The following is a 21,095-nucleotide window of genomic DNA, read 5'->3' as shown; positions in this document are numbered from 1 at the left end:
ATTGGCAGGAAAAGAACGGTGGGAGAAGCAGATTCCCCCGCCGTTTTTGTTTATGTTGCTTAAGAATTTTATTTCTTAGACAACTCGTTTGCCAAATCCACTAACAGTCGCACACCGTATCCGGTAGGTCCGTGGAATTGTGTTCCCGATTTTTTCTTTCTCCAAGCAGCACCGGCAATGTCAATATGAGCCCAGTTAATGGATTCATCCACAAACTTGGAAAGAAAAATTCCAGCAGAGATGGTTCCTGCCCCTTTTCCCCCGCCAGTGATATTTTTTAGATCAGCAATATCTGATTTCAAATCTTCGCCGTATTCTTCCCAAAGAGGAAGTTCCCAAACTCGGTCATCCGATGCTTCAGAGGCTTTAAAGAGTGCTTCTCGAAGTGGGTCTGAATTGGTAAGGATCGCCGCCGCCTCATGACCAAGGGCAATGATGACAGCTCCTGTGAGTGTTGCTAAATCCACCATATAGTCTGGTTTGTAGTTTTTGGAAACATAGGAAAGAACATCACCCAACACAAGCCTTCCCTCGGCATCTGTGTTTTGTACTTCTACAGTGGTTCCATTGTAAGCCGTGTAAACATCACCTGGTTTGATGGCTTTCCCATCCGGCATATTTTCCGCTACTCCGATAGCGGCAATAATATGGATCGGAAGTTCAAGTGCGGCAATGGCACCAATCGCGTGTATGGTGGCTGCAGCCCCACACATATCGTATTTCATCTCATGCATTTCCCCTGGGGGTTTGAGAGAAATTCCGCCGGTATCAAAGGTTAAACCTTTTCCGACAATGGCAAATTTCTTTTTGGCTTTGGCAGGTTTGTATTCCAAAATCACCATTTTTCCTTGGAGTTCCGAACCGCGGGCAACGGCTAGGATCCCGCCAAGACCTTCTTTTTTTAATTGAGGTTCATCCCAAACTTTTACAGATAGTTTGTATTCTTTGGCAATTTCTTTTGACCGAGAAACAAAGTCATCGGGAGTGAAGTAGTTTGCTGGTAAGTGAGCAATATGACGAGCACCATTGACGTGTTTGGCGACGATTTTACTTTTAGAAAGTCCAGATTCGGCTAAACTTACAGCGGATTTGTCTTCAAATTTTAAATAAACAGCTCCCACTTTCTTTTTCTCTTTTTTCTTTGTTTGTAAAACAGAGACAGGATAACTTCCTATAAAAAGTGTGTTGGCAATTTGGTAGGCAATTCGGTCGGCCGAGAATTTTTTGGAAAGTGATTTGGAGATGATGATCTCAAGACCCATTCCATCATAACTTAGGATTTTTTCTCCATATTTAAAAAAGTGGGAAATGAACTTTCTAAAGTTAAGTTTTTCTTTTTCACCTAATCCGAGATAAATGGTTTGTTCTGATTCATCTCGAAATTCTTTTCCCAGGTCCCCTGAAAAAACCTTGGTTTCAATTTGGACTGGGAATTTTTTTCCCAATTCTTCTTTCACATCTTCTTGGAAGATAGGGATGAGTTTGTAATAAGAGCCAGATTTGGGTGCACCGATTTGGATTTGTAGCGGAGAGATTTCTATTTTCATTTCCCTTGGATTTCCTGAATGTCTTTGATGATTTCTTCAACGTGTCCTTTTACCTTCACGCTGTCATAGATTTTTTTGATTTTGAGAGAGTTGTCCAAAAGGAAGGTGGATCTTACAATTCCCATTCCCCTTCTTCCCATAAATACCTTCTCTCTCCAAACCCCATAAGCTTCACAAATTTCCCCCGATTCATCGGAGATGAGGTCAAAATTGATTTCTTGTTTTTCGATGAACTTGGTATGAGATTTTGGATTGTCTTTGGAGATTCCAATCACATTGTATCCGAATTTTTTGAGCCTTGCAAAATTGTCTCGGAAGTCACAAGCTTCTGTTGTACATCCTGGTGTCATGTCTCTCGGATAAAAATAGACAACGATCCCATTTTTTCCTGTTAGGTCTGCGAGTTTTACTTTTTCGCCATTTTGGTTGCTACTTGTAAAATTGGGGGCTTTTTTGCCGACTTCCAACATATATTTCTCTCCTGGTAATCACACTCTTTTAGACAAAATTCAGTTGTCAATTTCGGAATTTGGTTCGATACTCTTTGTATGGACTCCAAGGAAAGAGCACAACTCATTCGCGAAGCTAATACCGCCTTCAATGCAGGTGATATTCGGAAAGCGCGTGAACTCTTCCTAAAAACCGATTATAAAGACGGCCTCATTCGTTTGGGTGACCATTTTATGTACGATCGGAAACTTCCCATGTTGGCCTTTGGATATTACAAAAAAGCAGGGCGTCAAGACAAGGTGGACGAAATTTTCCAACGTATGGTCTATGCTCTCTCTATTTGGCTCGGTCGCGATAAGTGGAAACAACCTGAATCGGCAAACCAAATGAATTCGTCTGACTCCAAACCATCCACTCCACTCAATCCTGATGACTTTGTAGTACATCCCATCCTAAAAGCAAAGGCTTTAGAGATACTTTCTTCTAAACGATAGTCGTTCGAGATCGTCTAAGGAATAAACATGATAGATAGTTTTACCTTACAAGCCCTTGTTATTTCTACACTCATTCTATTTTCTATTTTATCGAGTAAACTATTCTTTCGTTTTGGGTTTCCTATTCTCTTAATCTTTTTAACCTTCGGAATGTTAGCTGGTGCTGATGGTCCTGGTGGGATTGATTTTAGTGATTATAGTTTGGCTCAGTCGATAGGAATTTTTGCTTTAATCTATATTCTATTTTTGGGGGGACTCGAAAGTGAATGGGATAGTTTAAAAAACTTTCTTACAGTCGGGATTCGCCTTTCCATTATTGGTACGATTCTTACGGCCCTCATTTTAGGTGTAGTCATTCATTATTTATTCCCTGTGCTCGGATTTATGGAATCGTTTTTACTCGGATCCATTGTCAGTGCGACAGATGCAGCTTCAGTATTTAATATTTTCAAAACGGACTCTACTGATCTTCCTGTTCATTTAAAAAAGATCATTGAGTTTGAGTCTGGATCAAACGATGCAGTGGGAGTTCTTCTTACCACCATCTTCATGAACCTACTCAGTGCCGATGCCAGTTTCAGTGGGTTCCAATTCTTTCGATTTTTTGTGATGCAAGTCCTTGTGGGCATGATGATGGGATATAGTTTGGGTATCCTTATTCTTTATTTGATGAACTCCGTCAAACTGGGGTATGACGGTCTTTATTTAGTTTTTATCACGGCGTCAGTTCCCTTCATTTATGCAGTGACCACAGTCTTTCAGGGCAATGGTTTTTTAGCAGTGTATATTGCTGGTATTATTGTTGGTCGAAACAAATTCATTCATAAAAAATCCATCTTTCGATTCCTGAATGGATATGTTTGGATTTTGCAAATTGGTATGTTCCTTTGTTTTGGACTTTTGGTTTATCCCACTCGTATGGCCAATATTTGGGTACCGGGACTTCTGATTGGGGTATTACTGATCCTCTTTGCAAGACCCGTTGCCGTTTTCATTTCCTTATTCCGTGTGAATTTACCTGTAAGAGAAAAATTGTTTATCTCTTGGGTGGGCCTACGTGGTGCCTCACCCATTATTCTTGCCACCTTTCCGATAGCCCAAGGTCTCGTTTGGGGCGATTTACTTTTCCATATTGTATTTTTTGTGGTTCTTGTTTCCTTACTCATCCAAGGATCTCTCATCCCCAAAGTGGCACAGTGGTTGGGAATCTTAAAAAAAGATCCTGATCGTAAAATTTATCATCCTACTGACTTTGATAACATCGAATTCCCTGGAATGACCTTACAAGAGTTAATTGTTCCTTATAATTCCAGTGTGGTGGACAAAGCTTTGTTTGAAATCAAACTTCCAGAGCAGTCACATATCCTTCTCATTGCACGGGGGGAACAGTTTTTAATTCCTTCTGGGAACACACAAGTGAAGGGTGGGGATGTGGTCTGGGTGTTGGCCAAAGACGATGTGATGCCTATCATCGGCAGAACTTTTATGGCCATTGCCTGAAGTTTTTTATCACAAAATACAATCTTAGTATCATCTCAAAAGTAAAAACTAAAGTTTGAGTTTTTTAAATCTAAGATTGTTTCAGATTTTAATTCTTTACTTTGACTATCTTTTTATCCAAGCGAAATCCGTAATATACAGGAAGGGCAATGAGAGTGATCATAAGTCCCCATCCCGCAGTGATCGGTTTTTCAATAAAGAGAATGGTCATTACGGCAATGTTTGCTAAGATATAAAGAAAAATGGGCAAAGGATACAAGGGAATTTTGTAATCGGATTTCATTCCCATCCTTTCAAACCGAAACGGAGTGGCTGCTGTTAGGCAAGACAAAATCAGAATCGAACAAGTAATCATATAAAGAAGTGCTTCAATTTCTTTCACAAACAAAAAGAGAATGGCCACAAAAGCCTGAAAGAAAATAGAAACATAGGGGCTATGCCATTTGGGATGGATTTTGGAAAAAGAAGGGATAAACACTCCATCTCTAGCCATAGCAAAGTAAACTCGACTTCCTCCAATGAGGATGGCCGACATAGATCCTAAAATCACCCAAGCAATGAAACTCGTGGTAAGGATCGAATAATTCACACCAAATAACTTTTGAAAGGCGATGGCACCAATCCCATCTTGGCCTGCCAGGTCTTCAATCGGAGCAGAAATCACAAAAAGTAAATTGATAGCAAAATACAAACCGGCTACAAGAAAACAAGCGGTGATGGCAGAACGAACAATGGTTTTCTCAGGGTTTTTCACTTCTTCTGCGATGTAGGTAATCATATTCCATCCCAAATAAGAGAAGGAAACTGGCACAATCCCAATCAAAACCTTAGAATAAAATGAGAGCTCCATGACGTTAGGAAATGGGGAGTTCCATAGATAAGACCAGTTGGTATTTCCGATCGAAAATCCAAGTGCCAAAAAGAGAAGGAGTCCCGTAATTTTTAAAACAGCAAATACATTCTGCACACGAACCGCAGATTTGATTCCGAAGTAATTGGGTCCGCTAAAAAATACGATTGGCAATACTCCAATAAATGTAATGGAACTAATTTGTAAGTCTAACCCGAGAAAGGTGAAGGTGGGAGATTCCCAAACCGGAATGCCTGGAAATAAAATTTGTACATACTTTCCAAAAGCAAGTGCGAGGACTGAAACACAGGCCGAGAAATTTGTGAGTAGAGAAGACCAACCACTCATAAAGGCAATGGCAGGTGAGTAGGCAACTTTTAGATAAACATAATCTCCTCCAGCAAAGGGAAGGAGGCGTGCCGCATAAGCATAAGTGATGGAACCAGAGAGAGCAAGAACTCCGCCGACAAGCCAACAGAGTAAAACAATCCAAAGGTTTCCTGTTTCTTTGATGAGATAACCAGAAGTGAAAAAAATTCCCGACCCCACCATGGAGGAGAATAGGACCGAAATGGAATCAAAAGTATTGAGGGAACGTTTTAATTCCAATTAACCGCCAAGAAGTCGTTTTACCATGGTTTCAGAAATTGGTTTCATCGAAGCCGTGGATACAGTTCCAATTTTACCTTTGAACTCTTCGGGACTTAACATCATTCCCAGTGAGAAGATATTTTCTCCCTCTACTTCTTTTTTCTTAAGTTCTGCAAGAAGGCTTGAGATATTACCTTTGCTATTTTCTAAAATTTCTGGCTTTGTGAATTTCCCTTCACCTAACTCTGGGAATAGTGGTTCCCCTTCAAAAAGAAGTTCTTTGAGTTTGTTTTCTTCTTGAGTGGTGTCTTCCAAAAGACCAATCCGAGATTGTTCCTTAGAAAGTTGTTTTTGCAGTTCTGTGAGTCGTGATTGGATATTGTGGTACTGAACAGGAAGGCTGACAACGAAGTCGGATTTTTCATCTGACTTTTGTACTGTGGTTCCTGTTTTTCCAGAACCGACATCTTTCGTGTCCTTTTTGTCCTGGACTAGTTTTTCTGCTGAGTTGAGGAGACGATTGAGACGAACATCCATGTCCTACCTTCCTTGGTAAAGGCCTTATGTCTCGGCGGTGCCTGGACACAAATCCTGTGACTACCTGTCTAATTTTCGGTTAGCCCGTACAAGGAAAATAAACTTTTTCTAAAAAAAAGTAAAGAATTATTAAAGTTGACTCGGGTTTTTGCAAGGTTTTGCTTGTGGGAGTTTATGGAAAGAAACCAATTTCTTCTCTTTCTCTCCTTTTTGTTCTCCACAATTGCCACAATTCTCGGAATTGCCATCTTGGTATCTGGATCAAGCCTTGCCCGTTTCTCAAGTGGAACCGGTGGCAGTCTTTTCCAAGCCAGTGAAATTGGAGCCGTCGTCATACCGATCGTAGGTGAAATCCACTCCGGTGAGTCTACTTTTGATTCTACGGGAGCCGACACCGTCTTACGCCAATTAAGGGAACTCGAAGAAGACGGCAATGTCAAAGGGATCCTTCTTGAGATCAATTCTCCCGGTGGGACGGTGGCCGCTTCCCAAGAAATTTTTAATGAACTCCTTCATTTGCGAAAAACCAAAAAGATTGTGGTGAGTATGAAGGATGTAGCCGCATCCGGTGGTTACTACATTGCAGCCGCTTCTGATTATATCTTTGCCCAGAATGGAACCATCACTGGATCCATTGGTGTCATTTCCTTTGCACCTAACGTAAAAGGTCTTCTCGACCGGTATGGGGTGGGGGTTCGCACTTATAAAGCAGGAAAATACAAAGATATGTATTCTCCGTTTCGTGACTCCACCAATGAAGAAGATGAAATGATTGGTAAACAGTTACAAGACACCTATCGCAAGTTTGTGGAAGATGTAGCCAAAGGAAGAAACAAAACCGTTAAATCTATCGAAGAGTTGGCAGAAGGTAAAATTTATTCTGGTGAAGATGCTTTCCGCAACAAACTTGTGGATGACATTGGAGGAAGAAGGGAAGCTCATAAAAAACTTTCGGAGCTTTGCCAATATGAAGGACTTATTCCTCTTTTTGAACAAGAGATTTCTCCCTTCGATCGATTTTTGCAAACTTTGGGTGTCAGTTTTTTTGGAGACAATACGCACGTATCCAAAATTCGTTCTCTCATCCAATCACAAGTATTAGTAATTCTACCAACAGCTCTTGGAAAATTGATGTTATGAGAGATTTTTTCTTCGATTTAGTTGATGTGTTGGAACTTGTTTTTTTGGACCCACTTCGGTATTCGGAAGAGGTCCAAGAGATCCCCTTTGCGGCAAGTCCCGTATCCAGTTGGATGTTTTCGATCCTTTCCGCCTTATCTTTGTCAGTGGGGATGAGTATCCTTTCGGCACCATATACCATTTCCACTTTGTCATTTTTATTTTTTGGTTTTATTGCCAATTTATTTATGTTTCGATTTTTCCCTTTCTTTTATGCATTAGTCGCTGACTACTATGTTCAAAAAAAAGGGAGATCGCAAAAACTCCTATTTTTGTTACTGTTTGCAAGGCATTCGGTTGTTTTGTTTTTGTTATTTGCACCAGTCAGTATTGTCTTTCATGCTGTGGGACTTTCGGGATTGGGGTCGGGACTATTTTTACTAATCACATTTATTTTACTTTATAGTTTGGCTGTGTCACGTGGACTCAAATCCATTTATGAATTAAGAAATCGCGACTCGCTCAAGTTTTCTTTTTACGCACTGGGACTTACTATTCTATTTCCATTCCTTATGAATTTGTATACTGCTACCAGTATTCTCCAATCGATCTCAGGTGGTTTTTAATTGAATTTACTCATCACAAATGACGACGGAATTTCCTCCGCCGGAATCAAAGCTTTGGAACGTGTCCTTGGAAAATCATATAACACATACCTCATTGCTCCTTTAAAGGAACGTTCTGTGACTTCTATGGCTCTCACTGTCTTCCAGGGGATGCGAGTGGAACGAATCAATGACAATCATTATATTGCCGATGGATTTCCAGCGGATTGTGTGAACATTGGATTGTATGCAGAGATCTTTCCTAAAATTGACTTTGTCATCTCTGGGATTAACCGTGGTGTGAACATGGGATATGATGTGCACTATTCGGGAACAGTAGGTGCCGCCAAACATGGAGCCCTCCATGGAATTCCGGCACTTGCTGTGAGTTCTGGTAGGATTGATCCAGATGATGGTTATACAAAGGAAGCAGAACTTGTTTTATCTTTTTTATCAAAATACAAATCACAAATCCAATCGGGTGAAGTTTGGAATCTAAACTTTCCCCCTGAGATTTCTGGTTCAGGCACGATAAACGAAATCGTATTTACAAGGCTTGGTCGTAGGCGTTATTCAGAAAAGTATGAGAAAAAACAAATCATCGAAGGGGTCAGCGAATTTCAGTTAAACGGAAGTTTACTCGGACACGATGAAGAAACGGGAACAGACTTTGAAGCATACGACCAAGGAAAGTTGCCGGTCACTCCTATCCAATTGGACTTAACAGAAAAAAGACGACTTTCGGAATTACAATCCAAGTAGAAACAATGGCAGAAGAGACAGACTACCTCGGTTACATGAATAAAGGCAATTATGCCATGGCACTGAATCTTTTGGATCAGGCCTTACTCCAAAATCCAGAAGACCCCATTCTTTTGTATAATTTTGCACTCTGTTGTTTCCAGACCAAAAACTTCAAAAAATCAATTCAGGTTTTGGATCGGATTCTTGAAGAATATCCCGGTTTTATCGAAGTCGATAATGTTTACCGACTGAAAGTATTCGCCCTCGTGGAACTAAAAGATTGGGAAACTGCCGAATCCATTATCAAAGAACGGTTGCAGGTGGCAGTCGATGACCCCAAACTTCTTTCTTTTTTGGCCCATGTTTATGAGTATACCCATCGGTTGGAAGAGGCCATTGAAATCCACCGCCGCATCTTAAAACACACTCCCGATTACAAAAACAGCCTCAACTCTTTGGGTTATTTACTCGCTCTAAAGAAAAAAATCAGCCCTGAAGAACGCACAGAAGCCATCAAATCCTTAAAAAAAGCATTGGAACTTGATCCCAATAACCCGGCTTATCTGGATTCTTTTGGTTATTTTCTCCAAACCATCGGAAAACCAGAAGAAGCTTGGAAGGCCTACCGCAAAGCCTTGCAAAAGAACCCAAACCATCCCGTTCTCTTAGAAAGATTGAAGAACCTGAAGAAATAAATCTCCCTTTTGTTGACACAGTCCTTCTGCCAAAAACACTGGTGTTTCAAGGACTTTCTCGGGATGTAGCGCAGTGGTAGCGCATCTGTTTTGGGTACAGAGGGTCGCAGGTTCAAATCCTGTCATCCCGAATCAGTTGGTTCTATCCGACCCGGTAGCTCAGCTGGATAGAGCAACTGCCTTCTAAGCAGTTGGTCGGGGGTTCGAATCCCTCCCGGGTCAAGATGTTTTAGAAATGGTGGATGTAGTTCAGCGGTAGAGCCCTGGTTTGTGGTACCAGTCGTCGCGGGTTCGAATCCCGTCATCCACCCATTTATATTTCCCCCTTCAACGTTTACACTTTCTTAGAAATGGCATGGACGCCTTGCGTTCGCCTGGCCCTCCATGGCCAGAGCTCCCGCCCGCATCCATCCGTGGATGCTGTGCGGCGTCCATGCCATTTCTAAGAAAGAACTCGAATTCATTGGGGAAATTGGTATAAATGAAAAGTTTAATAAGAACCTAAGGATTGGGATTCGAACGATTTTGTGATAGAGTTCGAGTAGGATAAAAATGCAAGACACCTTGCATTTTTTCCGTTAAGCGAGAACGACCGAGCACAGGAAGTGCGAGTGCTCGCAAAAGACGGCCTGGAGCGAGTTCGACCTGGATGGGAGAACCGCGGAAGGCGATATCCCGTTGTCATCGAATCATTCTGCTATGCGTTGCAAGTTACCTCATAGGTTTCATTCGAACCCACCAATCGCCACCCCTTCAACGAATATACTTTCCTCAACACGGCTGGGGCGCCTCGCGTTCGCCTGGCCCTCCATGGCCAGAGCTCTCGCACGCATCCATCCGTGTATGCTGTTCGGCGGCCCAGCCATGTTGAGGAAAGGAATCGAATTCATTAGGGAAATTGGTATAAATGAAAAGTTTAATAAGAACCTAGTTTTGACTTTGTGAATATCTTTTAATGTAGATAGCGAACTAGAGGTCCCACCACATCATGTTATACGATAGCATGATCGTTGGCTTTATGTTCGGGTCGTTTGACACCAAAGGAACATAAATGAATATTTTTTAAAGTCTAGATTGTTGTGATATTCGGGGTTACATCGAACTCGTCGAATGAATATCCTTTCCTATCATCTTTCTTCCGGAATCCAATCATACTCCATACGTTTGGCTGTTCGTGTCGCCACCTCCAGTCCGAATCGTTTTTGAAGAAGATAAAAACTTAAATGAATCCCGGAGGAGATTCCGCCGGAGGTTAGAATTTTTCCGTTATCAGTATATCTAACTTTTTCCTTTACATCTAACGAAGGATAGCTTTTCTTTAGAGTATCTATGTCCATCCAATGAGTGGTCACTTCCAAACCATCTAAAAGTCCAATTTCTGCTAATAGAAATACGCCTGTACAAATAGAGACCAAATGCTTAACTTTTAAGTATTTAGCTTTGATCCAACTAAGGGTTGTTTGATTTTTAATCTCTAATTTTTCTGCGCCGTAGCCTCCTGGAACAATGAGTATATCCATAGGAGGGCAATTTGTGTAATCAAAGTTAGGTAAAACCATCAATCCATTCCTTGCCGAGACTGGAGATAGGTTCTCTCCAACAAGGAATACCTGACAAATTTTCTTACGGTCGTTAGTTTCTGCGAGAGAAAACACTTCAAAGGGACCAGCAAAGTCCAACACTTCCACTTCAGGGAATATAAGAATTCCTATTTGCAACATAAGATGATTTTTCCTTTTTTTACTTTACATTATAAATAATTAATTTCTAATATGCCTCGTTTGTGACGAAACAAATTTAGTAATTCACTGGAAGGTAAAAACTATATGTCATTTCAAGATGCGATCAAAGTATGTTTACAAAAGTATGCTGATTTTAGCGGCAATGCGAAAAGGCCAGAATTCTGGTGGTGGATTGTTTTCTGCATTATCATCAGTGCGGTCCTCAACATGATTTTACCAATTATCGGAGGAGTATTTTCCTTAGCTGTACTTTTGCCAAGTTTGAGTGTGGGGGCAAGGCGTTTGCATGATACAGGTAGGAGTGGATGGTGGCAATTGATTGGGATTACTGGGATTGGAGTTTTAGTGCTTATTTTTTTCTGGGCACAAAAAGGAAAAAGTTAGGATTGAATTGCGAAACTTAATTTCCCTTTAAGCGTTAGGGGGACGTAGGGCTTGGTCACCTACCATCGTTAGATGGTTGGTGACGGGAGCGGAAGCGCACCCCGGAGTGACCCGGCCCTTTTGAAACTGATTTTGAATCATGGATCAAATGGGGAACGCACAAAACTGCTATTTTTCTTTTTCCAGAATAGTCAGATAAATTTCACGTAAGTCTTTTGGAAGTTTTCCATCCTTATAGGCAAAGGTAAACATGGTTGAGTGGGATGGGCCTGTCACCATACGAGAGATTTCTGTTGATGCTGGCCAACCATTACAACCGTCATGTGACCATTCATAGAAAATTTCTTTTGATGATTCTGAGATGATATTAAATTTTAAAGAGGAACAGTTTTCAGAGAGGCCCTCTTTGACTGCGTTCATAAAAGTGGCTCGATTGTCTGATCCAATGGTCTTTAAGAGATTTAACCGATAGATTTCAGTCCATGTTTCTATTTTAGTTCCATCGGGTATCATCTCGATTAATACTTGTTCTTCGTTTTCGCCGGAATTTCCCACATACCAACGCCTTCCATCAAGGTTACGATAGAAAGGGACCTTGGTAGTTTCTTTTTTGATGTTCAGATTTTTTTCCATAACCAGTCGAAGAGTTTCTTTAGTTTTTTCTGAAAAGTTGATGGGGACATTCAAAACTTTTTTTTCAGCCTTATTGTTTGTGATTTCGAATGTAAAAAAGAGACTTGTGTTTCCCAATTCATAAATCCAAAGATAATCTTTTTCTGTTAGAGGTTGGCTAGATAAAGATAGATTTCCTTTTGTTATTTTGGATGTTTCTGAAATTTGTTTTGTTTTTTGTGAACCTTTGACTTCGTAACCATGGATACTTTCCAGATTGTCCACTTTTACATCTGCGAAAAAATTCCAACGAATGGAAGTTCCCTCAATTATCGGCCCAAGGCTTTTGGATTGGATCCATTCGTTTTCTAACTCAGGTTTTAGTTGAGCAAAAACATTTGTAGAAAAAAACAGTAGGGTCAATGTAGATAAAAGGAGTTTTTGTTTCATTTGGATCATCTAACTTATGGGATGGGACGGATGGTAAGATGACTGAAGTTTAGATTTCGTCAACCAATTGTTAGGAAGTGTTTGGTGTTTGTTTGATGACCGATTTGGAATTAATTGATAAAGGATTAATTTTGATTTTATTTATCTGGTAGTAACTTAGTGTTTTCTTTTGCGGATGGAATTCTATCTAAGGGGCTTACAATGTTTTCTAACCGACTTCTTGCTACTTTGGTATAAATTTGAGTGGTTCGGACACTTGCGTGTCCGAGTAATGTTTGGATCATTCGTAGGTCGGTTCCAAGCTCTAACAAATGTGTGGCGAAGGCATGCCGCAAACTATGGAAACTTACCTTTTTCCCGATGTTTGCTTTTTTGGCCGCGTTTGTAAAGATGGCCTCAGCGGTTCGGATGTGTAGAGGGCGACTGCCAGAACCTGGAAACAACCAAGGATTGGCACGCACTTCGTTATAACTGTGTTTTAAAAGTAAATTGTATTCTCTTACTTTCAGATATTCTTTCAGCTCTTCAATGAGAGAAGAGGCAAGGATCGTATACCGATCTTTTTTTCCTTTGCCTTGTCCCACTCGAACCATATTTCTCTTTAAGTCAATGTCTGTTATTTTTAAATGAATGACTTCACTCACTCGCAAACCAGAGGAGTAACTGATCAGAAGTAACATTTTATGTTTTCTATTGGGAAGTGCATTGAATATGGAACTTGTTTCTTCTGCAGATAAAACCTCGGGTAGTTTGGATCCGATCATCATCCGGGGAAATTTTAATTGTGTGAATTGTTGTCTGACTTCGCGAAAATAGAAGATAAAAGCTTGCCTTGCTGACCTAACGCTTGCGGCTTTTACACCACGCTCAGTTACGAGGTGGTCCAGATATTTGTCTAAATCACTAGTTTTGACGTTAACGGGAAGTTTTTCTGTGAAGGCCAAGAGTTGAATTATATTAGAGTAGTATGTTTTTGTTGTGCGAAACGAAAAATTACGTTCTCTCGTTGCTTTAAAAAAATCATCTAATATTCCGCATTGTTTGGGAATTTCTTTAGGAAGAATTCTAATGTCATGGACTGCAAAAGCATGTAATACTTGTTTTATGATTATGGGATCATTCGGATAAGACCAACATTGGTCGATGGAATGGTAACATCCCTTGGGTATGGATTTCGCAATGGAAACAAGAGTTTTTGAAAAGTGAAATCGTAAATAGAAACGATTGTCTTCGGGAGAGTAACGAAATTTGATCATAGAACACCTAACCTTACATTGGTAAGTTTATTAGGTTGATTCTTTGCTGTGTGGTTCTTGATTTTTTGAATTTTTTTTGGGGGAGGGGATGTTCTTGCGAATCTAGTATCCCCGCCCTGACTAGGGTGGGGAACTAGACCCGCCGCCCAATGGTTTCCCTCTATCACACCTACACCAAATCCGATACCCAAATCTTCTCATCAAAGTTTTTTTTCTTGGAAAGTTCGCATTCTTACATAACCTTACAGAATCAAGGAGACTTATGAACCTAATCACTGTGGGCCTCGGCGTATTTTTTATTCTCTACGGAACGACCACTTACATCCTCCGCATCTACAAACCAGGATTTTTTTGGAAACTAGAACCAATGAAACAGAAATGGGGAGAAAAACGCGGATACTTCATTCATGTCTTCAGTTATTCCCTCCTTCCCATCATTCTAGGAATTGTTTATACCATTCTTGGGCTCAGAGGTTAATGATTGTTTGGTGAAATTTGGTAAACGAAATTTTTTATCCTCCAGAAAACTTATGTTATGTGGGCGCCTCCAATTCCTTTTTTTATAGTTATTGAATTGAAAAAGGACCGGGCCCTCCGCTTCAATCTTTCTCTTCCGAGAAAGGATTTCCGCTAGGGTCCCTGGCGCATAACATTTGGTTTTTGTTAAAGTTTGTGAGAAAGAATGGTATCTTGGCGAGATGGAGATCTGTCTTCTGGATAGTCCGTATTAAAATGAAGCCCGCGACTTTCCTTCCGGAGTAGTGCCGACCGAACAATGAGTTCTGCCACTTTCACTAGGTTTCGAAGTTCCAGTAATCCAAGAGACACCGTGGTTCTGTTGTAATAGTCTTTCACTTCTTCAGAAATCAATTTCAATCGGCGAAGGGCTCTCTCCAAACGCATATCGGAGCGAACTATCCCCACATAATTACTCATAATCGTTTTGATTTCTACCAAATCATGAGAGATAAGAACCCATTCTTCTGTATTTGTCGTTCCTTCTTTGTTCCAATCAGGAATGAGGTCCGTTTCCGAGGAATAACTAAGGTTCCCTTGAGAACGAATATCACCTGCTATGCGGTGTGAAAATACAAGGCATTCGAGTAGACTATTGGATGCCAATCGGTTCCCGCCATGTACCCCGGTGCAAGTGGTTTCCCCGCAAGCGTACAAGTCGGCAATGTTTGTCCTTCCGAGTAAGTCTGTAGCCACACCTCCGCACATATAGTGGGCAGCGGGTACTACTGGGATGGGATCTGTTGTGATATCAATTCCCAATTTTTTGCAACGTTCATAGATGGAGGGAAAGTGGCTGATGATATCGTTTGCCGGCCTATGGGTAATATCCAGGAGGACATGAGGTTCTCCTCTTTTTTTCATCGTATCGTCAATGGCACGAGCCACAATGTCTCTTGGGGCCAGCTCTCCCAATGTATGGTAGTCCTTCATGAAAGGTCTACCACCTATCTCTCGTAAGATGCCACCATGGCCACGGACTGCTTCCGAAATTAAAAAACTATTTCCCTGTTCATGAAAAAGGGAAGTGGGATGGAATTGATAAAATTCCATATTTTTGACAATCGCACCAGCCCTATAAGCACTCGCCACACCATCACCAGTCGCAATGTTCGGGTTTGTTGTGTGCAGATAGACTTGGCCTGCCCCACCCGTTGCTAATATGGTTTTTTTGGCAAGTACAGGAAAAACCTCTCCCGTTTCTGTATCCACAATATAAGCACCATAACACCGAAGGGGAAGATTGTCTTTATCCTTTAAATGGTGTTTGGTGATAAGATCCACACAAGCATGGTTCTCTAAAATACGAATGTTTTGGTTGGCATGAACATGGTCGAGTAGCGACTGTTCTACGGCACTCCCTGTTCTATCTAGAGAGTGGATGATTCGGTTTTTGCTATGTCCACCTTCGCGGGCAAGGTCTAATTCCCCGGTTTGGTTTCTGGTAAAAGGAACTCCTAGGTCCAGTAGTTCTCGAACCCGAGTGGGTCCTTCTTCCACAAGCACACGCACAGCTTCCAAATCACAAAGACCTGCTCCCGATTCCAAGGTGTCTTTGATATGTTCTTCAAACTTATCCTTGTCATCAAAAACAGAAGCTATTCCACCTTGGGCATAATTAGTATTGGATTCGTAGTCTGCCTTTTTGGTGACAACGACTACGGATCCCAGCGGAGCCAACTTTAGTGCGGTAAAGAGTCCACTCACTCCGCTTCCAATGATCAAAAAATCCGATTTAATTCGAGTCACATGGTTTCCAATTCTACCTTAAGCCAAATCCTGTCCCCTTTCGGGCTACGGAATTATTTTGTATTCAACATCCCTTCAATGTAATCCAAACTTCTGATGAGCATATAGTCTGGTTTGATGGCATCATTGGCATGTGATTTTAAGAAGGCATCAGCCTTTCCATTTTTCTTCGCATACTCTTTGATCGCATTTACATTGAACTTGGATTTCACAACACCTTCGTGCGGAATGAGAGGAAGGTGGTTCCACATATCTTCTTCACGGTAACGGAATGGGAATCCACCGTCTGGTTCTTCCGAAACTTCAATATCAGGAGAAACTCCTACAACTTGGATGGTTTTTCCAGATGGTGAGTAGTATCTTGCATTGGTGATTTTGAGTAAATAATCAGGGTTGTTTTCTAGGTTGTTTAAACTTTGAACAGTTGCTTTTCCGAAAGTTCTTTCCCCGAGTAAAATTCCACGACCATGGTGTTGGATGGCACTGGCTACAATTTCAGAAGCAGAAGCCGATTTAGAATTGATCATCACAACTAATGGAAGTTTTGTGATGTCTTTGTTTTTTGCATATTTTTCTTCATCACTTCGAAATGGAGTTCTTGTGAATACAATCATCCCTTTTTCGATAAACATGTCGGTAATATCAATGGCTAAATCCAAATACCCACCGGAGTTTCCACGTAAGTCTAAGATCAAAGCTTTGAGTGGTTTGCCACTGTCTTTGGCTTCTTGTTCCATCTCCACAACGGCATTCGCAATTTGTGTGTCGATAGGGGCTTCGCCTGGACCTGGTTTTACAAATCCTGTGAGTTTGATATAACCAACTTGGGGATTTTCTTTTACGATATGATGAGTTACGTTTTTTATCGTAATTTTATCACGGATCACTTCGATGTCCGTTTTTCCTGTATTGCCCTTTCTTGTGATGGTAAGAACCACTTTCGTTGCTTTTGGTCCTTTGATTTTTTTAACCACTTTATCTAGTGTTAGGTTTTTGATCACCTTACCATCCACAGCAACGATTGTGTCTCCACTTCGAATTCCTGCTTTCACTGCAGGGCTTCCTTCCAATGGATTTTCTACTACGACTTCACGACTACCACCACCCGATAAAATCGCGCCAATTCCTTCAAAGGAACCATCGCTAATTTTAGCCATGGACTCTTCCCACATCTCTTTTAAGAAAACATTAGAATGTGGATCCAAAGAATTCAAATAACCGTTGGCAGCGGCAAGAAACACTTGTTCCATGCTGAATTCTTTCTTTTCTTCTTCTTCCGGAAGTTCGCCATCAAGTTCCACAAGACCTTTGAGGACAGGTGTTTTGTAAGTTTCTAAATTGTCTTGAACGTAAGAGATCACTCGATCAAATTCTTTACGTGAGAAATTAATTTCTTCCCATTTTGCAGCGATGACAGATTTTTTCAGTTTTTCTTTTTCGATGAGTTTTTTAACTTCTGCGTCTGAAAGTTTTCTGTTTTCGTTTTTCTTCAATTTTTCTTTTTGAATTTTTTCTACGAGAACATAGTCAGGATCGAATAACACGAATTTATCGGAAGGGGAGATCTTAAAAGTTTTCCCCGGCCAAAGATCGTCTTTGTCATCGTATTTTTCCCTTTCAGCGAAATAACTTTCTGGGTAAATATAGAGTGGGTGAGGCATACTGAGAACGGCAAAGGATGCCGCATCAGTGAAAGCTCGGTTTTTATTGATATTTTTATCAATATAGAACTTATCCACAGATTTGACCACGGTTTCGAAGTCTTGGTAAGTAAAATTGGTTACGCGGTTAGGAGCTTTTTTGGCTTCCGGTTCGCAGGAGATAAAACCTACAGGAAGGGCAAAGCTGAGTAGGGTGAAAAAGGAAAGTAGGTAAACAATTCGTTTCAAGGGATCGCTCGTAAAGTGGATAGATTATCCTAAGAATTTCCGATTTTCCAGTCCATGCAACTCAAAAAAAATCGGGACAAATCCAGGACACACGTATATCATAGACGGTGTGATGCGTCTATTCGTTGTCCTGATTTTCGCTCTTTCCCTTGGGTTTTGTACAACAGATCCTCAGAAGAACCCAACCCGGGATCCGTACAGTTTGGAAACCCTCATCTTTTTGGAAGAGGTGCTGCTTGACGTATGGGAGTCCTCCGAGTCCAGAGAAGAGGCTATGTCTCGACTAAGATACGTTTGCCGAACGCGGGATACAGACGATGGATATTTATGTTACACTTGGGGACTACTGGAATACCACAGAGGCAATTATGCGGAGAGTTATACTGCTTTTAGAAAGGCTCTAGAAAAAAATCCAAACGATAGTCTTTACAAAAATATGTTACGAATTTCTGCCGAAAAGTCGGGAAATCTAGCTGATCTTAAAGCCCATTCTCGAGATGGCGAGGTTTTAGCAGTTTTTACAGAAACACAAAAACTTTGTAAGGAAAACAAACCACCAGTGTCTGAATCCTTTCAATTCTTAGCAGAACGTGGGATTCTCACAAAAGAAAGTTTGCGTCGCGGAGTCCTTTCCGATTGTTTCCAACGTTTGAGTGATGCAGACAAATTTCGAATCCAAAAAGAAATCCGACTTTCTTCCCTTTCTTATAAAGAACGTCTTTATGCCGACCAGATGAAATCGGATCCTTTTTCTAAGATTTGGGATACCGCCAGTTACCATCGTGGGGAAGCAGGACAGGCTGCGGGTGCCAGTGCCGGAGTGGTCACAGCGAATGCGTCGCTCGGTACCGATAACGGAGTCGCACCACAAACAACTACAAAGCCGGGGGCACCCATCACAGATGCTTGGAGAAAATTGAAACTTGCTTCCCTTTCGGGAAATGAATCACAAGGCAGGGAAGCCATTCGTAGTTTTTTATCCGAGATCCAACAGGCCAAACGAAAAGGTAAACTAGAGGGTCAACTCGCTTTGGCATTAGAAAGAGCAGCCAAATTACTTCTGGAACAAGACCCTCAGTATTCTAAACTCCGTTCCCTAGCGAAAGAACTTTGAGATAATCCTTTATAGTAGTCTCCATTCCTACGATCAGGCTTTGGCTCACAAGCCTGTGACCAATCGAAACCTCAGCTAAATGGGGAAGTTTGGCAAAGAGTTGCAAATTGTTTGTATCCAAATCGTGTCCTGCATTCACACCTAATCCTAGTTTGTGGGCCTCTTTGGCTGCGGTTTCATACTCTTTGAAACTGATTAAACCCTCTTCCGGCGACCTTTCGTAAGCATAAGCAAAAGGTCCCGTATACAACTCAATTCGGTCGGCCCCTAGTTCTTTGACCAATGGGTACTGTTCGAAGTTGGTTTCCATAAACAAAGAGACCCGAATTCCTTCTGCATGGAACCTTTGGACCAGGGACTTTAGAGTTTGGAACACTGTTTTGTCTTTCAAATCAAATCCATGGTCTGAGGTGATTTCTCCTGGTTTCACGGGAACGAGAGTGGCTTGGTCGGGCCTTGCTGCAAGGACTAGGTCCAAAAATCGTTCGCTTGGTTCGCCTTCGATATTGAATTCTTTTTTAGGAAATCCCTTTTTGGATAAATTTTCGTTGTAAGATTCTAAAAACTCTCGTATTTCGAATACATCTTGTTTGGTGATATGCCTTTCATCCTCTCTGGGATGGATGGTAATGCCGTAAGCACCGGCATTTAGAATGATCTCAGAAATTTGAATGACACTAGGAATGGATCCGCCACGAGAATTACGTAGAGTGGCGATCTTGTTGACATTGACACTTAATTGGGTCATAGGAAAAAAAAACTTTTCATTAAATTTCATCCAGGAGAAAACCGTCCAATTTCAAAAAGGTTGTCCCTTTGAGGGGATTTCCAAAACTGTCAAAAGTACGTTTATGGTCGCAAAAAAAGCAGTCAAGAAGCAGGCCCCGCCCAAGAAAAAAGCGGTAGCCAAAGAAAAACCAACCAAGGACGCAAAGTCCGCTTCCCCGAAGGAAGATAAAAAAAAGCCCGTAGCCGGAGCTAAAATACCCGCTACGAAGGCGAAAGCCTTACCGGCCCCGAAAACAGCACAAGCTGCCACTAAGGACAAACCGGCCCCAGTGGCTAAGGCGCCAGCTGTAAAGATTGATCCCAACTACCCTTTGGGCAAAAAGTTCAATTGTTACTCTTGCGGTACCAAGTTTTATGATTTGCACAAACCGGAAAAAAAATGCCCGAAATGTGGGGCAGACCAATTGGCAAAACCTGCCATCAAATCACGAATGGCGGCTATCCGCAGTTCTGAATATGAAGTGGAAGAAGAGGAAGAGCCAGTTTTAGAAGATGATGAACTCTTAGAAGAAACGGAAGAGTTGGAAGAGGCCGAAGAAGAGGAGGTCGCAGCCGAGGAAGAGGTGTGATCCTCCCCGTCCTTGGTGGACCCACCGGTTCCGGAAAAACTGCACTCACCCAAGCCCTAGACCCCAAACGTTTCGAAATTGTTTCTTTTGACTCCCGCCAAGTCTACCGGGACCTTCCGGTAGGCACAACGGCACCCACTCACGAAGAGTCCTCCTACATCCGCCATTGGCTTGTTGGTATTTTGAATGCAAACAAGTCTGTCAATGCGAGTCAATTTTCCCTCTGGGCAAGAGAGGCCATAAAAGACATCGTAGCCCGTGGAAAAATTCCTTTTCTAATTGGTGGCACTGGATTTTACCTCCGAGCTTTTCTTATGGGGATGTATCCCGTACCAAATGTACCCAAGGAAACCAAAGACTATGTTTTGGAACTTCCTTTGGATATGGCAAGAGAAGAGTTATCGGCAAAAGATCCGAAGGCAATGGAATCATTGTCACCGCAAGATGGTTACCGAATCAAACGAGCTTTGGAAGTTGTACTCACTGGAGTTTTGTGGTCTGATGTTTCGAAAGAAACTGTGGGTGGATATTTAAGCGATTATCCAGATGTCCAAGTGATTGGGCATTGGTTGGATTGGCCACGCGATGTTCTCTACAGCAGGATTAATGAACGAGTGAAACAGATCACCACGGGTATGTTAGCGGAGACAAAAGAAGTGGTTTTAAAATATGGATCGGACTGCCCGGGCCTACGAACCTTAGGTTACAATTTTGCGCTTGCTTTCTTAAATGGAATCATAGACAGTAATACATTCATTGAGCAGCTGGCCCAAAGCCACAGGAATTATGCGAAACGACAGATCACTTGGTTCAAAAAAGATCCGTTACTTTCGCCCATTTCCTTCGAAGCCGCTGTCCAACTGTATACAAATATAGATAAAATATAGAGAAAA

21 protein-coding genes and 3 tRNA genes are annotated in these 21,095 nt (G+C 41.5%); 14 read left to right on the top strand and 10 right to left on the bottom strand.

Translation table 11 applies throughout. The annotated features are described in order from the left end of the window. Positions 1-68 precede the first annotated feature (68 nt). Positions 69-1,547 (bottom strand): leucyl aminopeptidase, encoded by a 1,479-nt coding sequence (locus LEP1GSC195_RS12195; RefSeq protein ID WP_015682027.1) that lies wholly within the window; start codon positions 1,545-1,547, stop codon positions 69-71. Then, a complete protein-coding gene (gene bcp / locus LEP1GSC195_RS12190; RefSeq protein WP_015681784.1) occupies positions 1,544-2,017 on the bottom strand; it encodes a thioredoxin-dependent thiol peroxidase in 474 nt (157 codons plus the stop codon). Before bcp ends, LEP1GSC195_RS12195 begins: the two co-directional genes overlap by 4 nt. 78 nt (positions 2,018-2,095) lie before the next feature. On the opposite strand from bcp, the gene LEP1GSC195_RS12185 reads away from it, so the two are divergent. Together LEP1GSC195_RS12185 and LEP1GSC195_RS12180 are read left to right on the top strand one after the other, a co-directional pair. Further along, positions 2,096-2,491 (top strand): hypothetical protein, encoded by a 396-nt coding sequence (locus LEP1GSC195_RS12185; RefSeq protein WP_015681037.1) that lies wholly within the window; start codon positions 2,096-2,098, stop codon positions 2,489-2,491. A 27-nt stretch (positions 2,492-2,518) separates the two neighbouring features. Continuing rightward, positions 2,519-3,991 (top strand): potassium/proton antiporter, encoded by a 1,473-nt coding sequence (locus tag LEP1GSC195_RS12180; RefSeq protein ID WP_015680512.1) that lies wholly within the window; start codon positions 2,519-2,521, stop codon positions 3,989-3,991. 88 nt (positions 3,992-4,079) lie between these two features. On the opposite strand, the gene LEP1GSC195_RS12175 is transcribed toward LEP1GSC195_RS12180, so the two are convergent. Then, on the bottom strand, positions 4,080-5,450 hold the full coding sequence (locus LEP1GSC195_RS12175; RefSeq protein WP_015682049.1) for an APC family permease: 1,371 nt from the start codon (positions 5,448-5,450) through the stop codon (positions 4,080-4,082). After that, positions 5,451-5,969: an LIC10415 family protein gene (locus tag LEP1GSC195_RS12170; RefSeq protein ID WP_015682701.1), complete on the bottom strand. Its 519-nt coding sequence runs from the start codon at positions 5,967-5,969 to the stop codon at positions 5,451-5,453. Positions 5,970-6,143: 174 nt separating this feature from the next. On the opposite strand from LEP1GSC195_RS12170, the gene sppA reads away from it, so the two are divergent. The 7 genes from sppA to LEP1GSC195_RS12135 all read left to right on the top strand — a co-directional run bounded on the left by sppA (position 6,144) and on the right by LEP1GSC195_RS12135 (position 9,442). Then, positions 6,144-7,109 carry a signal peptide peptidase SppA gene (sppA, locus tag LEP1GSC195_RS12165; protein WP_015680653.1) on the top strand — a complete coding sequence of 322 codons (966 nt, stop codon included), beginning with the start codon at positions 6,144-6,146 and terminating at the stop codon, positions 7,107-7,109. Then, a complete protein-coding gene (locus tag LEP1GSC195_RS12160; protein ID WP_015681257.1) occupies positions 7,106-7,714 on the top strand; it encodes a hypothetical protein in 609 nt (202 codons plus the stop codon). The genes sppA and LEP1GSC195_RS12160 overlap by 4 nt, the downstream gene beginning before the upstream one ends. Further along, positions 7,715-8,455, top strand: a complete 741-nt coding sequence (surE, locus tag LEP1GSC195_RS12155; protein ID WP_015681667.1) for a 5'/3'-nucleotidase SurE — start codon at positions 7,715-7,717, stop codon at positions 8,453-8,455. It begins immediately after the preceding gene. Between the two features lie 5 nt (positions 8,456-8,460). Beyond that, positions 8,461-9,132 carry a tetratricopeptide repeat protein gene (locus LEP1GSC195_RS12150; protein WP_015682307.1) on the top strand — a complete coding sequence of 224 codons (672 nt, stop codon included), beginning with the start codon at positions 8,461-8,463 and terminating at the stop codon, positions 9,130-9,132. Positions 9,133-9,191: 59 nt separating this feature from the next. Next, positions 9,192-9,263 (top strand) — tRNA-Pro (locus tag LEP1GSC195_RS12145). Positions 9,264-9,280: 17 nt separating this feature from the next. After that, a tRNA-Arg gene (locus LEP1GSC195_RS12140) sits at positions 9,281-9,354 on the top strand. Between the two features lie 16 nt (positions 9,355-9,370). Beyond that, positions 9,371-9,442, top strand: a tRNA-His gene (locus tag LEP1GSC195_RS12135). An 817-nt stretch (positions 9,443-10,259) separates the two neighbouring features. Here LEP1GSC195_RS12135 and LEP1GSC195_RS12130 read toward each other — a convergent pair. Beyond that, on the bottom strand, positions 10,260-10,853 hold the full coding sequence (locus tag LEP1GSC195_RS12130) for a DJ-1/PfpI family protein (protein WP_015681520.1): 594 nt from the start codon (positions 10,851-10,853) through the stop codon (positions 10,260-10,262). Between the two features lie 105 nt (positions 10,854-10,958). Here LEP1GSC195_RS12130 and LEP1GSC195_RS12125 point away from each other — a divergent pair, with 105 nt between their 5' ends. Next, positions 10,959-11,258, top strand: a complete 300-nt coding sequence (locus tag LEP1GSC195_RS12125) for a DUF805 domain-containing protein (protein ID WP_015680810.1) — start codon at positions 10,959-10,961, stop codon at positions 11,256-11,258. 168 nt (positions 11,259-11,426) lie between these two features. Here LEP1GSC195_RS12125 and LEP1GSC195_RS12120 read toward each other — a convergent pair whose 3' ends face one another. Both LEP1GSC195_RS12120 and LEP1GSC195_RS12115 read right to left on the bottom strand, forming a co-directional pair. After that, positions 11,427-12,320 (bottom strand): hypothetical protein, encoded by an 894-nt coding sequence (locus LEP1GSC195_RS12120; RefSeq protein WP_040506688.1) that lies wholly within the window; start codon positions 12,318-12,320, stop codon positions 11,427-11,429. Positions 12,321-12,457: 137 nt separating this feature from the next. Beyond that, the gene (locus LEP1GSC195_RS12115) at positions 12,458-13,576 is read right to left on the bottom strand and encodes a tyrosine-type recombinase/integrase (protein WP_015682140.1); all 1,119 of its coding nucleotides are present in this window, start codon (positions 13,574-13,576) and stop codon (positions 12,458-12,460) included. A gap of 262 nt (positions 13,577-13,838) precedes the next feature. On the opposite strand from LEP1GSC195_RS12115, the gene LEP1GSC195_RS12105 reads away from it, so the two are divergent. Beyond that, positions 13,839-14,054, top strand: coding sequence for a hypothetical protein (locus tag LEP1GSC195_RS12105; RefSeq protein ID WP_015682259.1), 216 nt, complete (start codon positions 13,839-13,841; stop codon positions 14,052-14,054). Positions 14,055-14,239: 185 nt separating this feature from the next. On the opposite strand, the gene nadB is transcribed toward LEP1GSC195_RS12105, so the two are convergent. Further along, the gene (nadB, locus tag LEP1GSC195_RS12100; RefSeq protein ID WP_015681861.1) at positions 14,240-15,841 is read right to left on the bottom strand and encodes an L-aspartate oxidase; all 1,602 of its coding nucleotides are present in this window, start codon (positions 15,839-15,841) and stop codon (positions 14,240-14,242) included. A 53-nt stretch (positions 15,842-15,894) separates the two neighbouring features. Then, positions 15,895-17,730: a S41 family peptidase gene (locus LEP1GSC195_RS12095; protein WP_015681504.1), complete on the bottom strand. Its 1,836-nt coding sequence runs from the start codon at positions 17,728-17,730 to the stop codon at positions 15,895-15,897. A 112-nt stretch (positions 17,731-17,842) separates the two neighbouring features. On the opposite strand from LEP1GSC195_RS12095, the gene LEP1GSC195_RS12090 reads away from it, so the two are divergent. Beyond that, a complete protein-coding gene (locus LEP1GSC195_RS12090) occupies positions 17,843-18,844 on the top strand; it encodes a tetratricopeptide repeat protein (protein WP_040506686.1) in 1,002 nt (333 codons plus the stop codon). Here the strand turns inward: LEP1GSC195_RS12090 and LEP1GSC195_RS12085 are convergent. Then, positions 18,813-19,592 carry a pyridoxine 5'-phosphate synthase gene (locus tag LEP1GSC195_RS12085; RefSeq protein ID WP_040507132.1) on the bottom strand — a complete coding sequence of 260 codons (780 nt, stop codon included), beginning with the start codon at positions 19,590-19,592 and terminating at the stop codon, positions 18,813-18,815. The genes LEP1GSC195_RS12090 and LEP1GSC195_RS12085 overlap by 32 nt on opposite strands. 103 nt (positions 19,593-19,695) lie before the next feature. On the opposite strand from LEP1GSC195_RS12085, the gene LEP1GSC195_RS12080 reads away from it, so the two are divergent. After that, complete coding sequence (locus LEP1GSC195_RS12080) at positions 19,696-20,202, top strand: FYDLN acid domain-containing protein (protein WP_040506685.1); 507 nt, start codon at positions 19,696-19,698, stop codon at positions 20,200-20,202. After that, on the top strand, positions 20,199-21,089 hold the full coding sequence (gene miaA, locus LEP1GSC195_RS12075; RefSeq protein WP_015682635.1) for a tRNA (adenosine(37)-N6)-dimethylallyltransferase MiaA: 891 nt from the start codon (positions 20,199-20,201) through the stop codon (positions 21,087-21,089). Before LEP1GSC195_RS12080 ends, miaA begins: the two co-directional genes overlap by 4 nt. The last annotated feature ends 6 nt before the right edge of the window (positions 21,090-21,095 follow it).

The sequence above is a fragment of the Leptospira wolbachii serovar Codice str. CDC genome (assembly GCF_000332515.2).
Classification (GTDB): Bacteria; Spirochaetota; Leptospiria; order Leptospirales; family Leptospiraceae; genus Leptospira_A; species Leptospira_A wolbachii.
Note: the sequence above shows the minus strand (reverse complement) of the source record. Positions and strands in the feature narration are given on the sequence as shown.